This window comes from Kitasatospora sp. NPDC015121 (genome assembly GCF_055562955.1).
On record NZ_JBVHEH010000032.1, the window covers coordinates 1 to 13,972 of the forward strand.

Genomic DNA, 13,972 nt, shown 5'->3' on the forward strand with positions numbered 1-13,972 from the left:
GGCTCCCAGTAGACGACTGGGTTGATAGGCCGGATATGGAAGCCCTGTGAGGGGTGGAGTTGACCGGTACTAATAGGCCGAGGGCTTGTCCTCAGACGCTCGCGTTCACTGTGTGGTTCCCGGGTAGCGAACAGCTATCGCCGGCGAACAAGTAGAATCACTTTTAATTGAAAAGTGTGTTCGCTGAATACCCGATAGGGTTTCGGTGGTCATAGCATGAGGGAAACGCCCGGTTACATTCCGAACCCGGAAGCTAAGCCTCATAGCGCCGATGGTACTGCAGGGGGGACCCTGTGGGAGAGTAGGACGCCGCCGAACAATTCTTCAAAAGGCCGAGGCCCCAGCGATTCGCTGGGGCCTCGGCCTTTTTTGTTGGGCATCGGCCGGACACGCGTACGGCCGGCGGACGGCGTGACCGGGAGCACCCGGACGCGGTGTCCCGCCGTATGCCGGACAATGGACAAGGCGGACGTTCCGGACCCCGGTAGGGGCGGAGGCGTCCGGATCTCGCGCGCTGGTGTCGGTCGAACGGCAGTGGCGCCTCTCGAACTCGCAGTGTGTGCAGACAGGAGTCACCAGCATGTCGAACCCGCCCCAGGACCGGCCCGAGCGCCGTAACGAAGGTGGCCGGGGTCACGAACCCAGGTCGCGCGGGGGCTGGTCCAACGACCGTGGCCCGCGTCGTGACGACCGTGGCGAAGGCGGCGGCTACCGGGGTCGTGACGACCGCGGTGACCGCGGCGGCGACCGCGGGGGGTTCCGCTCCCGTGACGACCGTCCGTCGTACGGCGGTGGCGGCGGCGGTTACCGCTCGCGTGACGACCGTCCGCAGGGCGGGGACCGCGGCGGCTACCGTCCGCAGGGCGGCGACCGGCCGTCGTACGGCGGTGGCGGCGGCGGTTACCGCTCGCGTGACGACCGTCCGCAGGGCGGGGACCGCGGCGGTTTCCGTGGCCGCGATGACCGTCCGCAGGGCGGGGGTTTCCGTGGGCGGGACGACCGTCCGCAGGGTGGTGGCTTCCGTGGCCGCGATGACCGTCCGCAGGGTGGCGGCTACCGTCCGCGTGAGGAGCGGTCGTTCGACGACCGTCCGCAGCGCAGTGGCGGGTACGACCGTCCCCAGGGCGGCGGCTTCCGTGGCCGCGATGACCGTCCGCAGGGCGGCGGGTTCCGTCCGCGTGAGGACCGGCCGTCGTACGGGCGCGACCGTGACGAGCGCGGTGGCGGCGGCTACGACCGTCCGCAGCGCAGCGAGCGCAGTGGTGGCTACGAGCGTCGCGACGACCGTCCGCAGCGCAGTGGCGGGTACGAGCGCCGCGATGACCGTCCGCAGGGCGGCGGTTTCCGTGGGCGGGACGACCGTCCGCAGGGTGGTGGCTTCCGTGGCCGCGATGACCGTCCGCAGGGTGGTGGCTACCGTCCGCGTGAGGAGCGGTCGTTCGACGACCGTCCGCAGCGCAGTGGCGGGTACGACCGTCCGCAGGGCGGGGACCGTGGTGGCTTCCGTGGGCGGGACGACCGTCCGCAGGGTGGCGGGTTCCGTCCGCGTGAGGACCGGCCGTCGTACGGGCGCGACCGTGACGAGCGCGGTGGCGGCGGCTACGACCGCCCGCAGCGCAGTGGCGGGTACGAGCGTCGCGACGACCGTCCGCAGCGCAGTGGCGGGTACGACCGTCCGCAGGGTGGGGACCGTGGCGGTTTCCGTGGGCGGGACGACCGTCCGCAGCGCAGTGGTGGCTACGAGCGTCGTGACGACCGTCCGCAGCGCAGTGGCGGGTACGAGCGTCGGGACGACCGTGGTGGCTACCGTGGGCGGGACGACCGTCCGCAGCGCGGTGGCGGGTACGACCGGGACCGGGGCGGGTACGACGAGCGGCGTCAGGAGCCGGTGAAGCGGCTCCCGATCCCGGACGACGTGACCGGGTTCGAGATCGACGCGGACGTCAAGCAGGACCTGAAGAGCCTGCCGAAGACGCTGGCGGACGACGTGGCGCGCAACCTGGTGATGGTGGCGCGGCTGCTCGACAGCGAGCCGGAGGAGGCCTACAACTACTCGCGGGTCGCGCTGCGGCTGGCGTCGCGGGTGGCGAGCGTGCGCGAGGCGGCGGGGTTCGCCTCGTACATGACGCAGCGGTACGCGGAGGCGCTGACCGAGTTCCGGGCGGCGAAGCGGATGACCGGTCGGGTCGACCTGTGGCCGGTGATGGCGGACTGCGAGCGCGGTCTGGGCCGGCCGGAGCGGGCGCTGGCGATGGCCGGTGAGCCCGAGGTGAAGCAGCTGGACAAGGCCGGCCAGGTCGAGATGCGGCTGGTCGCGGCCGGTGCCCGGGCGGACCTGGAGCAGTTCGACGCCGCCGTGGTGACGCTGCAGAGCCCGGAGCTGGCGTCCTCGGCGATCCACCCGTGGACGGCGCGGCTGCGCTACGCGTACGCGGACGCGCTGATCGCGGCGGGTCGGGCGGACGAGGCCCGCGAGTGGTTCGTGAAGGCCGTCGAGGCCGACACCGACGGGACGACCAACGCGGCCGAGCGGCTCGCGGAGATCGACGGCATCGAGTTCACCGACGCGCTGGACGAGGACGCCGAGGACGAGGACGGGGGCGCGGAGGCCGTGGAGCCGGCGCGCCGTCAGATCGACAAGGACGACGTCGGCGACGACCGGATGATCTTCGAGGACGAAGAGGACGTCGAGGAGTTCTACGACGAGGACGACCTGGAGATCGACGAGGACTACGACGAGGACTCGTTCAAGGAGCAGCCGAAGCAGGGCTGATCCGTCCTGAGCGGCAGCGAGTGCGTCAGTGCGTGAGGGAAGGCCCCCGTTCCGGGTAGGAGCGGGGGCCTTTTCCGTCGGTGCGGCGCGGCGGGGAGGGGAGCGGGTCAGCCGAGTTCGAGGGAGCGCAGGACGAGTCCGGTGGCCGGCTTGGGGCCGAAGGAGGTGGACTTGCGGGGCATGGTGACGCCCTGCTCGGCGAGGCGGCGCACGACCCGTTCCTCGACGGGGTGCAGCAGGACGGCGGTGCCGCCGGTGCGGGCGGCCTCGCGGACGGCGGCCTCGGCGGAGTGCAGGTAGCCGATGTGCTCGGGGCTGTCGGGGACGTGCCAGGTGTGGTCGAGCAGGACGGCGTGCAGGACGGTGGCGTCGAGGCGGCGCCACTCCTCGGGGCGGTCGGTGCGGACGGTGGCGGCGAGGGTGGCCTCGTCGGGGCCGGTGAGCAGGCGGAAGCGGCCGGCGCCGTCGGTGAGGACGAAGGAGTTGCCGGGGGCGGTGCCGGGGGCGTGGCGGGCCCGGGCCTCGGCGAGGGCGTGCAGGGCGTCAGGGAGGGGGCCCGGGAGGTCGGTGACCCGCCAGGCGGCGGGGTCGAGGGCGTCCAGCGCGGCGTCCAGCGGGAGGCGCTGCAGGACGCGGTGGATGGCGCGGACCCGCAGCGGGTAGCGGTCGGTGTCGACCAGCAGGACCAGGCCGCGGTCCCAGGGGCTGCGGGGCAGGTGGCGGTGTTCGCGCTGCAGCCGCAGGTACATCTCCCAGCGGTGGTGGCCGTCGGCGATCAGGGCGCGGCAGCCGGCCAGGTCGCGGCTGACGGCGGCCAGGTCGGCGGGGTCGGTGACGGCCCACAGGCGGTGGTGGGTGCCGTCGCTGGTGGTGGTGGCGAGGAGGGGTTCGGCGGCGGCGGTGCGTTCGACGACGTCGGCGGCGCGGCCGTGGCCGCGGTAGGTGAGCAGCAGCGGTTCGAGGTTGGCGCGGGTGGTGCGCATCAGGCCGACCCGGTCGGCGACGGGCTTGGGCATGACGTCCTCGTGCGGGAGGACCACGCCGGCCTCGGGGCCGCTGACGGCGAGGGCGCCGATCAGGCCGCGCTGCAGGGTGCCGGACGGGGTGCGCTGCTCGTAGACGTACAGGGCGGGGTCCGGGTCGGCGGCCAGGACGCCCTGTTGGCGCCAGTCGCGGAGCAGGCGGGCGGCGTGCCGGTAGCGGGTGTCGCGGTCGGGGCGGTCGCCGGCGTCCTCGGGCTCGGGGCGGGGGAGGATCAGCCGGACGATGTTGTGCGGGTCGGCGGTCTCCAGGTCGAGCCGGCGGCCGGGGTCGACCACGTCGTACGGCGGGGAGGTGACTGCGGCCAGGTCGCCGACCCGGTGCGGGTCGTAGCGCAGGCCGCGGAACGGGGAGAGGGAAAGCCCTGCGGTGGCGACGTGCCCGGGGTCTCCGGGGCCGCCCGAGGGCTCGTTGCCGCTTTCGGCACGAGGAGCGCTCATTCTGGGCATGTTAGTCGGGTAGTCCTTGTTGGGAGATCGCGATGAGCGTGGCCGTCCAGGTCATGGGCGGGATGGTGAGCGGGGCGGACGGGAAGGCGGGGCAGCACGGATGGATCACCGGGAGTACGAGGGCGACAGCGCGGACGGTGCGGCGGCTGTTCCCAGCGGGAACGGGAACGGCGCGGGGGCGCCGGGCGGCGGGGTGTACGACTGGTTCCGGCGCGGGGTGCGGCTGTTGGAGGAGCGGCACCCGGCGGCGGCGGTGCAGCTGCTGGCGCGGGCGGCGGAGGCGGAGCCCGGGTCGGGGTCGATCCGGGAGGCGCTGGCGCGGGCCCAGTTCGACGCGGGGCAGTACGGGGCGGCGCTGGAGAGTTTCCGGGCGGTGGCGGAGGCCGACCCGTCGGACGACTACGCGCAGTTCGGCTGGGGGGTGTCGGCGGCCCGGCTGGGCGACTTCGAGGCCTCGGCGGAGCACCTGGCGCTGGCGGTGGCGATGCAGCCGGGCAACCGGCACTACCAGGCGGCGCTGCGGCAGACCCGGGCGACGCTGGCGGCCCGCGCGGGGGCGTACGGGCCGCTGCTGCCGGGCGCGCCCGGGTACCTGGCCGGGCCGGAGGATCCGGCGGCGTCCTAGGCTGGCGGGTGTCCGTCCGGTTCGGGGCGGCTTCGAGGTGACGAGGGTGGAGCAGCGATGACGGAGAACGCCGCGGCGGTGCGGAGCGTGCCGGGGGCCAGTGCGGTGGCGCTGACGGAGGCGTACGACACGGCGCTGCTGGACCTGGACGGGGTGGTGTACGCCGGGCCGCACGCGATCGTGCACGCGGTGGAGTCGCTGGAGCGGGCGCGGGCGGCCGGGATGCGGTTGGCGTACGTCACCAACAACGCGTCGCGGCCGCCGCGGGTGGTCGCCGGGCACCTGACGGAGCTGGGCGTGCCGGCCGAGCCCGGGGACGTGATCAACTCCGCGCAGGCGGCGGCGCGGCTGGTCGCGGAGAAGGTGCCGGCCGGGTCGCGGGTGCTGGTGGTCGGCGGGGCGGGCCTGGTGGAGGCGCTGGAGGAGCGCGGGCTGGTGCCGGTGCGCTCGCTGGAGGACGACCCGGCGGCGGTGGTGCAGGGCTACGACCCGTCGGTGGGGTGGACGGACCTGGCGGAGGCCTCGTACGCGGTGGGCCGGGGGCTGCCGTGGGTCGCCTCGAACACGGACCTGTCGATCCCGACGGCGCGCGGCGTCGCGCCGGGCAACGGGACGTTGGTGGCGGCGGTGCGGGCGGCGACCGGGGTGGAGCCGGAGGTCGCGGGCAAGCCGCTGCCGCCGATGCACCGGGAGACGGTGCTGCGGACGGGCGCGAAGCGTCCGCTGGTGGTCGGTGACCGGCTGGACACCGACATCGAGGGCGCGTTCAACGGCGGGGTGGACTCGCTGCTGGTGTTCACCGGCATCGCCACCCCCGAGCAGGTGCTGGCCGCGCCGCCGGAGCACCGCCCGACGTACCTGGCCGAGGACCTGCGGGGCCTGCTGGAGGCGCAGCCGGAGGTGGCGGCGCCGGGCGGCGGCCGGTTCGCCTGCGGCGGCTGGACGGCGGGCGCGGAGGCGGGCGCGGACGGCGGGGTGCTGGTGCTGGACGGCGCGGGCACCCGGATCGACGCGCTGCGGGCGCTGTGCGCGGCCGCCTGGACGTGGGCGGACGCGCACGGCGGCGCGGCGCCGGAGGTGGCGAAGGCGTTGGCGGGGCTGCCGGCGGCGGAGTGACGGGCGGGCGGGTAGGGGGTGCGTCCGGCGGCGCCGGCGTCAGAGCAGGGAGCGCAGGCGCAGCAGGTCGCGGAAGCCCGCGTCCAGTTTGAGGCGGCCGGTGGCCCAGGCGGTGGGGAAGGACAGCCTGCCGTCGACCAGGGCCACCAGGTCGTCGCCGGTGGTGGTGAGCCGGATGTCGGCCTTGGTGGCGGGCGGGCCGGGGGCGTCGGTGATGCCGGTGAGGCGGCCGTCGGCGAGGCGGCCGGTGAAGGTCAGGTCGAGGTCGGTGAGGTGGCAGCTGAGCGAGCGGTCGAGGGCGGCGGCCTTGCGGATGTCGCCGCCGGCCGCGGCCAGGTTGCGGCTCAGCTGCTCCAGTGCGGTGCGGCACTCCTCGGTGGTGGCCATGTGCGCTGCCTTGCTCCCGTCGGTGGTGGTTCCGCGTTCCACGCTAGCGCAGCGCCGTACGGCGGCGGCCGGGAGAGGGTAGCGTCGGTGACGGCGTTCGGTCGCGACGACGAGGAGGCGGGTACGGATGCTGCAGGACGCGGTACGGGGCGTGCGGGGCGTGCTGGTGGTGGCGGGCGGGCTGGCCGAGGAGGCGGGCCGCCGGGTGCTGGGCACGGCCGAGGAGCTGCTCAGGAAGGGCGGTGAACTGCCGCCCGGCGTCGAGCAGTTGCGGGTGCTGGCGAACGAGGCGGTGACGGCCGGCCGGGCCGGGATCGACCTGGTCGCCGGGGTCGCCCGGGGCGAGGCCGAACGGATGTTCGAGAAGGTCGGCGACCAGGTGGTGAAGGTCGGCGTGGTGCTGAGCTTCCTGGAGTCGAAGCTGCGCGAGGTCGACGAGCCCGCGGCGGCGGGAGCCCCCGCGGACGGGGACGCGAAGCCGGGCCCGGACGAGGACTGGTTCGGGGACGACCTCGCGGACGACCTCGCGGACGGGCCCGGGGACGGGTTCGAGGCGCCGGCGGTGGTTCGTCCGGCGGCGCGGGCGCAGGGCCTGTTCGACGCGGGCTGGGACGAGGAACCGGACCTCCCGGTCGCACCGGCGGCCCCGGTGGCGCCGGAGGCCAAGGGCCGCAAGGCGACGGTCCGGAAGACCGCGGCGCGCAAGCAGGCGGCCGGTTCGGCGGCGGACGTGCAGAAGGCGGCCGCGCGCCGGACCCCGGCGGCGGAGGGCCCGGACGCGGCGGACGGCGCACCGGCGGGCCAGCGCCGGGCTCCGGCGCGGAAGGCCGCCGCGCGCAAGGGCGCGGCCGCGAAGCAGGCCTCGGCGAAGCGCTCGGTGCCGCGCAGGGCGGCCGGTGCGGGCGCGGCGGCCGACGGCGGTGTGCCCACGCCACGGGAGGTGGCGGCCGGTCCGGCCGGTCGGAAGCCCGCGGTGAAGGCGGTGAAGGCGGTGAAGGCCGAGGGGGCGGCGGACGCCGGCGCGGTGTCGGCGGCGGAGTCCCCGAGTGCGCCGCTGCCGGTGAAGAAGGCCCCGGCGAAGCGTCCGGCGCCGGGCGGGGCGGCGGGTGGCGGGTCGGCCGGCGCGGGTGCGCGCAAGACTCCGGCGAAGAAGGCCCCCGCGAAGAAGGCCCCGGCGAAGCGGGCTGCCGGGGCGAAGCCCGCCCCGGCGCCCGGTTCCGGGCCGGAGGCGGGCGGCGGCGGTGAGTGAGCCGTCCGGGTCGCCCGGGGCGGTCGGGGTGTCCGGCGGGGCGGCGGGTCGGCTGCCCGCGTCCGGGGCGGAGGCGGGTGGGGTCCCGGTGGAGCGGGCGGGGGCGGTGCGGACGGGCGAGGCCGGGGTGGACGCCGCGCTGGCCCGGCTGGGGGAGCTGGACGGGGCAGGGTCGGAGCAGCGGGCCGAGGTGTACGAAGATGTCCATGCGCGGCTCGCCGCGACCCTCGCGGCGCTGGACCGCGGGTAGGGACCGTCCGATGTGGGAGCTGACGTAGCAGTGGCAGTGGCACGACGCCGTCTGGACGCGGAGCTGGTGCGCCGCAAGCTGGCCCGTTCGCGGGAGCACGCGAGCGAGTTGATCGCGGCGGGCCGGGTGACGGTGGGCGGGACGGTGGCGACGAAGCCGGCGACGCAGGTGGAGACCTCGGCGGCGGTGGTGGTCGCGAAGGACGACGCGGACCCGGACTACGTGTCGCGCGGCGGGCACAAGCTGGCGGGCGCGTTCGCGGCGTTCGTGCCGCAGGGCCTGGTGGTGGCGGGTCGGCGGGCGCTGGACGCGGGCGCGTCCACCGGCGGGTTCACCGACGTGCTGCTGCGCGCGGGCGCGGCGCACGTGCTGGCGGTGGACGTCGGCTACGGGCAGTTGGCCTGGTCGTTGCAGAGCGACGAGCGGGTGACGGTGATGGACCGCACCAACGTGCGGGAGTTGACGCCGGAGCTGATCGGCGGCGAGCCCGTCGACCTGGTGGTGGGCGACCTGTCGTTCATCTCGCTGGGCTTGGTGCTGCCCGCGCTGGCGGGTTGCGCGGCGCCGGACGCGGACCTGGTGCTGATGGTGAAGCCGCAGTTCGAGATCGGCAAGGAGCGGCTCGGTTCGGGCGGGGTGGTGCGTTCGCCGGAGCTGCGGGCCGAGACGATTCGCCAGGTGGCCGGGCAGGCCTGGCAGGCGGGGCTCGGCGTGCGGGCGGTGGCGGCGTCGCCGCTGCCGGGGCCGTCGGGGAACGTGGAGTACTTCCTGTGGCTGCGCCGCGATGCGGAACCGCTGGATCCGGCGGCGGCGGACCGGGCCGTGGCGGAAGGGCCCCAGTAGGGTACTTGGCAGGCGTCCGGGCGTTGCGCAGACTGGCTGGTCGTGGCCGGTGCCGCAATGGCCCGGCGGGCGTAGGGAGAGGGCAGCGGGGAATGAGCGATCGTCGTACGGTCTTCCTGATCGCGCACACCGGCCGGGAGGCGGCGCTGCGCAGCGTCGAGGGGCTGGTGGACGGCCTGCTGCGGGCGGGGATCCGGATCAGACTGCTGGAGACCGAGGCGGTGGGCCTGGACCTGCCGGACGGGGTGGAGCTGGTGTCCGGCGGGCACGGCGCGGCGGACGGCTGCGAGCTGATCCTGGTCGCGGGCGGGGACGGCACGCTGCTGCGCGGGGCCGAGCTGGCCCGGGAGTCGGGGCTGCCGATGCTCGGGATCAACCTGGGCCGGGTCGGGTTCCTCGCCGAGGCGGAGCGCGACGACCTGGCGACCGTGGTCGAGCGGGTGGTCGCCGCGGACTACGAGGTCGAGGAGCGGATGACCATCGACGTGCTGGTGCGCACCAACGGTGACGTGCTGCACGAGGACTGGGCGCTGAACGAGGCCTCGGTGGAGAAGGCGTCCCGGGAGCGGCTGCTGGAGGTGGTCACCGAGGTGGACGGCCGCCCGGTGTCGAACTTCGGCTGCGACGGCGTGGTGCTGTCCACGCCGACGGGTTCCACGGCGTACGCGTTCTCCGGCGGCGGCCCGGTGGTGTGGCCGGAGGTGGAGGCGCTGCTGATGGTGCCGATCAGCGCGCACGCGCTGTTCGCCCGTCCGCTGGTGACCTCGCCGGACTCGGTGCTGGCGGTGGAGGTGCAGCCGAAGACCCAGCACGGGGTGCTGTGGTGCGACGGCCGCCGCTCGGCCGAACTCCCGGCCGGGGCCCGGGTGGAGGTCCGCCGGGGCAAGACCCCGGTCCGGTTGGCCCGGTTGCACCGGGCGCCGTTCACGGACCGGCTGGTCGCCAAGTTCGCGCTCCCGGTGACGGGTTGGCGCGGCCGTTCGGAGAACTGCTGACCCGGTAGGGGAGTCGGCGGGCCGGGCCCGCCGACTCCCCGGTCCCGGCGGGGGGTTCAGAGTGCGGCCGGGGCCGGGTCCTCGCCGGAGAGGCGTTCGGTGCGGGCGAGGTCGGCGGCGGCGGCGATCCGCCGGAGCGCTTCGGGGACGCGGGCGGCGGGGAGGGTGAGCGGGAGCCGCAGGTGCTCCTCGAAGGCGCCGTCGGTGCCGAAGCGGGCGCCGGAGGCGATCCGGACGCCGGTCCGTTCGCCGGCCCGGGCCAGGGCGCTGGCGGGCAGGCCGGGGGTGGCGACCCACAGGGCGAGGCCGCCGGGCGGCGGGGCGCAGCGCCAGGCGGGGAAGTGCCGGGGCAGCTCGCGGGCGAACGCCTCGGCGGTGGCCCGCAGCCGCTCGTGCCGTTCGGCCCGGATCGCGGGCAGGTGGTCGGTCAGCAGCCGGGCCGCGATCAGCTGCTCCAGGACGGGCGTGCCGAGGTCGTACAGTGCCCGGTCCTCGGCCAACTTCCGCACCAGGGACGGCTGGGCGCGCAGCCAGCCGATCCGCAGGCCGGGCCAGAGGATCTTCCCGGCCGAGCCGACGGTGATCACCTGGGCGTCCCGGTCGAGCGCGGCCAGCGGCCTCGGCAGGTCGGCCTCGGCGACGTCCCAGCCGAGTTCGGCGCAGGTCTCGTCGGCGATCACGGTGGTGCCGGCGGCCCGGGCGTGGGCGAGCAGGGCGCGGCGCTGCTCCTCGTCGACGAGCGCGCCGGTGGGGTTCTGGAAGTCGGGGATGACCGAGGCCAGCCGGGGCGCGGCGCCGCGCAGCACCCGCTGCCACTGGGCGAGGTCCCAGCCGGTGCGCCCGGCCGCGTCCCGGGCGAACGGGACGGGCACCAGGCGGGCGCCGGCCCGGTCCAGGGCGCGCAGCGTGTTGGCGTAGCTGGGCGCCTCGACGGCGACCCGGTCGCCGCGGGCCAGCAGCGCCTGGTGGGCCAGGTGCAGGGCGCTCATCGCCCCGGTGGTGACCAGCACCTGCTCCGGCCCGGTGGGCAGGCCGCGCTCGGTGTAGCGGCGGGCGACGGCCTCCCGCAGCACCGGCAGCCCGGTCGGGTAGTTGCCGTGCCCGCCGGTGTACGCGGGCAGCCGGTCCAGGGCGTGCGCGGCGGCCTCGGCGAGCTGCCCGGGCGCGGTGGGCGCGGCCAGGCCCAGGTCGAGGACGGCGTCCTGGTCCGGCGGGACGGGGTGCAGCGCGTCGGCGGGCGGCGCGGTGCCGGCCGGCAGGGCCGTCCAGGAGCCGGCGCCGCGCCGCGAGCGCAGGTAGCCGTCGGTGCGCAGCGCCTCGTAGGCGGCGGCGACGGTGGTGCGGGAGAGGCGCAGTTCGGCGGCGAGTTCGCGTTCGGCGGGCAGCCGGGTGCCGACCGGGAGGCGGCCGTCGGCGACCAGCCGGGAGACCTGGGCGGCCAGGGCCCGGTAGGCGGGGCGGCGGCCGTCCGCGGCGGGGAGCTGGCGGGCCAGCGCGTGCGGGGTCAGCGTGCTGTGCCACTCGGACATCGTCGACCAGTCCACTCGGTTCGGATTGGCCCTGTCGGCCCTCCCATTGGACTGCCCATAGTGGCGCGCAGTGCCGGAGAACGGCAAGTACCGCACCGAGAAGAGGTCCACCCGATGGCGGCCACCCTGACCCCGTCCCTGCTCCCGACCCGCCTCGACGCCTCCCGCCGGCTGCCCCGCCGCCTCTCCCAGCTGGCCGTCGGCCTGGTGCTGTACGGCGCCTCGATGGGCCTGGTGCTGCGCTCCTCGCTCGGCGGCAACCCGTGGGACGTCCTCCACCAGGGCCTGGCCCGGCACGTCCACCTCAGCGTCGGCACCTGGGTGACCCTGGTCGGCGCGCTGGTGCTGCTGCTGTGGATACCGCTGCGCCAGAAGCCGGGCGTCGGCACGGTCGGCAACGTGCTCGTCCTCGGCGCCGCGATGGACGCCACCCTCGCGCTGGTCCCGCACCTGCACGCCCTCGCCGTCCGGATCCCGCTGCTGGCCGCCGGCATCCTGCTCAACGCCCTCGCCACCGGCCTCTACATCGGCGCCCGGCTCGGCCCTGGCCCCCGCGACGGCCTGATGACCGGCCTGCACCGGCGCACCGGCCGCTCCGTCCGGCTGATCCGCACCTGCATCGAGTTGACCGTCCTGGCCGCCGGCATCGTCCTCGGCGGCACCTTCGGCGCCGGGACGGTCGCGTACGCGCTGGCGATCGGGCCGCTGGTCCAGTTCCTGCTGCCCCGGCTGACCGTGCCCGGAGGAACGGCCCGGCACTAGGGTGGAGGTGTCCGGCGGCGCCGCCACTCCGGTGGGAAACCGGGGGCGGTCGTCGCAAAGCGACGGTGGAACCTCGTAAGGTCGTCTCCGTGTTGGACGAGATGCGGATACGGGATCTGGGCGTCATCGACGATGCGGTGGTCGAACTCGCCCCCGGGTTCACCGCCGTCACCGGCGAGACCGGCGCGGGCAAGACCATGGTGGTGACCAGCCTGGGCCTGCTGCTCGGCGGGCGGGCCGATCCGGCGCTGGTACGCAACGGGTCGGAACGGGCCGTGGTGGAGGGGCGGTTGACGCTCGACCCGGGTTCGCCGGTGGTCGCGCGGGCGCTGGAGGCGGGGGCCGAGCTGGACGACGGCGAGCTGCTGGTCAGCCGGACGGTCTCCGCCGAGGGGCGCTCGCGCGCGCACGTCGGCGGCCGGTCGGTGCCGGTGGGGCTGCTGGCCGAGCTCGGCGAGGACCTGATCGCGGTGCACGGCCAGACCGACCAGCAGCGTCTGCTGCGCCCGTCCCGGCAGCGCGGCGCGCTGGACCGCTACGCGGGCGAGGCCGTCGCCGAGCCGCTGGCCCGCTACCGGGAGGTGTACCGGGAGCTGCGGGAGGTCTCCGCGACGCTGGAGGAGCTGACCACCCGGGCCCGCGAGCGCGCCCAGGAGGCCGACCTGCTGCGCTTCGGCCTGGAGGAGGTGGCCGCCGCCGAGCCCGTGGCCGGGGAGGACGCCGAGCTCTCCGTCGAGGCCGAGCGCCTGGGCCACGCCGACGCGCTGTCCTCCGCCGCGACGCTCGCGCACGCCGCGCTGGCCGGCGACCCGGCCGACCCGGAGGCCGTCGACGCGGGCACCCTGCTCGCCCAGGCCCGCCGGGCCGTCGACGCGGTGCGCCACCACGACGAGCGCCTGGCGGCCCTCGCCGACCGGCTCGGCGAGTGCGGCTACCTGCTGGCCGACGTGGCCGGCGACCTCGCCGGGTACGCCGACGACCTGGACGCCGACCCGGTCCGGCTCGCCGCCGTCGAGGAGCGCCGCAGCGTCCTCGCGCACCTGGTGCGCAAGTACGGGGGCGCCGAGGGCACCCTCGCCGAGGTGGTCGCCTGGGCCGAGGCCGGCTCGGTGCGGCTGCTGGAACTGGACGGCGACGACGAGCGGATCGACGAACTCGGGGCCCGGGAGACCGAGTTGCGCGCCCGGCTGGCCGACCTGGCGGCCGAGGTGTCGCGGGCCAGGCACGCCGCCGCCGACAAGTTCGCCGCCGCGGTCTCCGACGAGCTCGCCGAACTCGCCATGCCGCACGCCCGGGTGACCTTCGCGATCGGCCAGGTCGACGACCTGGCCGGCATCGAGCTGGAGGGCCGCAGCGTCGCCTACGGCCCGCACGGCGTCGACGAGGTCGAGGTGCTGCTGGCCCCGCACCCGGGCGCGCAGCCCCGCCCGATCGCCAAGGGCGCCTCCGGCGGCGAGCTGTCCCGGGTGATGCTGGCCGTCGAGGTGGTCTTCGCGGGCGCCGACCCCGTCCCCACCTACCTGTTCGACGAGGTCGACGCGGGCGTCGGCGGCAAGGCCGCCGTCGAGATCGGCCGCCGGCTGGCCAAACTCGCCCGCAGCGCCCAGGTCGTGGTGGTCACCCACCTCCCGCAGGTCGCCGCGTTCGCGGACCGGCACCTGGTGGTGGAGAAGACCCACGACGGCACCGTCACCCGCAGCGGCGTGAAGACCCTCAACGACGAGGAGCGGGTACGCGAACTGTCCCGGATGCTCGCCGGGTTGGAGGACTCCGAGCTGGGCCGGGCGCACGCGGAGGAACTGCTGGAGGCCGCCCGCAGCTCCCGGGCGCGCTGACCGGCGCGGGCGGACCCGGAGGGGCCGGCACCGCCGCGGGCGACGCGCCAGCGGCGGTGCCGACTGTCCAAGAGGTGGACGGACCTGGCATCGTGGCGAGCGGACACCAGCTGACAAC

13 protein-coding genes and 2 rRNA genes are annotated in these 13,972 nt (G+C 75.8%); 12 read left to right on the forward strand and 3 right to left on the reverse strand.

All coding sequences use genetic code 11. The features are described 5' to 3' along the window. The 4 genes from ACZ3J7_RS34035 to ACZ3J7_RS34050 form a co-directional block, all read left to right on the forward strand. Positions 1 to 93: ribosomal RNA gene (locus ACZ3J7_RS34035) — 23S ribosomal RNA — on the forward strand; the annotation flags it as partial. Between the two features lie 108 nt (positions 94 to 201). Further along, a 5S ribosomal RNA gene (rrf, locus tag ACZ3J7_RS34040) occupies positions 202 to 318 on the forward strand. Between the two features lie 365 nt (positions 319 to 683). Next, positions 684 to 1,892, forward strand: coding sequence for a hypothetical protein (locus tag ACZ3J7_RS34045; protein ID WP_465627258.1), 1,209 nt, complete (start codon positions 684 to 686; stop codon positions 1,890 to 1,892). Then, positions 1,889 to 2,773: a tetratricopeptide repeat protein gene (locus tag ACZ3J7_RS34050; RefSeq protein WP_465627259.1), complete on the forward strand. Its 885-nt coding sequence runs from the start codon at positions 1,889 to 1,891 to the stop codon at positions 2,771 to 2,773. The genes ACZ3J7_RS34045 and ACZ3J7_RS34050 overlap by 4 nt, the downstream gene beginning before the upstream one ends. 107 nt (positions 2,774 to 2,880) lie before the next feature. Here ACZ3J7_RS34050 and ACZ3J7_RS34055 read toward each other — a convergent pair whose 3' ends face one another. Continuing rightward, the gene (locus ACZ3J7_RS34055; protein ID WP_465627260.1) at positions 2,881 to 4,254 is read right to left on the reverse strand and encodes a DUF1015 family protein; all 1,374 of its coding nucleotides are present in this window, start codon (positions 4,252 to 4,254) and stop codon (positions 2,881 to 2,883) included. A 109-nt stretch (positions 4,255 to 4,363) separates the two neighbouring features. On the opposite strand from ACZ3J7_RS34055, the gene ACZ3J7_RS34060 reads away from it, so the two are divergent. Continuing rightward, positions 4,364 to 4,888 (forward strand): tetratricopeptide repeat protein, encoded by a 525-nt coding sequence (locus ACZ3J7_RS34060; RefSeq protein WP_465627261.1) that lies wholly within the window; start codon positions 4,364 to 4,366, stop codon positions 4,886 to 4,888. A 57-nt stretch (positions 4,889 to 4,945) separates the two neighbouring features. Further along, complete coding sequence (locus tag ACZ3J7_RS34065; RefSeq protein WP_465627262.1) at positions 4,946 to 6,004, forward strand: HAD-IIA family hydrolase; 1,059 nt, start codon at positions 4,946 to 4,948, stop codon at positions 6,002 to 6,004. 39 nt (positions 6,005 to 6,043) lie between these two features. On the opposite strand, the gene ACZ3J7_RS34070 is transcribed toward ACZ3J7_RS34065, so the two are convergent. Then, positions 6,044 to 6,391: an SCP2 sterol-binding domain-containing protein gene (locus ACZ3J7_RS34070; RefSeq protein ID WP_465627263.1), complete on the reverse strand. Its 348-nt coding sequence runs from the start codon at positions 6,389 to 6,391 to the stop codon at positions 6,044 to 6,046. A 127-nt stretch (positions 6,392 to 6,518) separates the two neighbouring features. On the opposite strand from ACZ3J7_RS34070, the gene ACZ3J7_RS34075 reads away from it, so the two are divergent. From ACZ3J7_RS34075 to ACZ3J7_RS34090, 4 genes are all read left to right on the forward strand, one after another. Further along, a complete protein-coding gene (locus tag ACZ3J7_RS34075; RefSeq protein ID WP_465627264.1) occupies positions 6,519 to 7,640 on the forward strand; it encodes a hypothetical protein in 1,122 nt (373 codons plus the stop codon). Further along, the gene (locus tag ACZ3J7_RS34080) at positions 7,633 to 7,890 is read left to right on the forward strand and encodes a hypothetical protein (RefSeq protein WP_465627265.1); all 258 of its coding nucleotides are present in this window, start codon (positions 7,633 to 7,635) and stop codon (positions 7,888 to 7,890) included. Before ACZ3J7_RS34075 ends, ACZ3J7_RS34080 begins: the two co-directional genes overlap by 8 nt. A 36-nt stretch (positions 7,891 to 7,926) precedes the next feature. Next, positions 7,927 to 8,733 (forward strand): TlyA family RNA methyltransferase, encoded by an 807-nt coding sequence (locus tag ACZ3J7_RS34085; protein WP_465627266.1) that lies wholly within the window; start codon positions 7,927 to 7,929, stop codon positions 8,731 to 8,733. A 92-nt stretch (positions 8,734 to 8,825) separates the two neighbouring features. Beyond that, complete coding sequence (locus ACZ3J7_RS34090) at positions 8,826 to 9,728, forward strand: NAD kinase (RefSeq protein WP_465627267.1); 903 nt, start codon at positions 8,826 to 8,828, stop codon at positions 9,726 to 9,728. A gap of 56 nt (positions 9,729 to 9,784) precedes the next feature. Here the strand turns inward: ACZ3J7_RS34090 and yczR are convergent, their stop codons facing one another. Then, entirely contained in the window at positions 9,785 to 11,257 is a 1,473-nt protein-coding gene (yczR, locus tag ACZ3J7_RS34095) for a MocR-like transcription factor YczR (RefSeq protein ID WP_465627268.1), read from the reverse strand. A 114-nt stretch (positions 11,258 to 11,371) separates the two neighbouring features. Here yczR and yczE point away from each other — a divergent pair, with 114 nt between their 5' ends. Beyond that, positions 11,372 to 12,019 carry a membrane protein YczE gene (gene yczE / locus ACZ3J7_RS34100; RefSeq protein ID WP_465627269.1) on the forward strand — a complete coding sequence of 216 codons (648 nt, stop codon included), beginning with the start codon at positions 11,372 to 11,374 and terminating at the stop codon, positions 12,017 to 12,019. A gap of 101 nt (positions 12,020 to 12,120) precedes the next feature. Then, a complete protein-coding gene (recN, locus tag ACZ3J7_RS34105; RefSeq protein ID WP_465627314.1) occupies positions 12,121 to 13,854 on the forward strand; it encodes a DNA repair protein RecN in 1,734 nt (577 codons plus the stop codon). Positions 13,855 to 13,972: the final 118 nt, after the last annotated feature.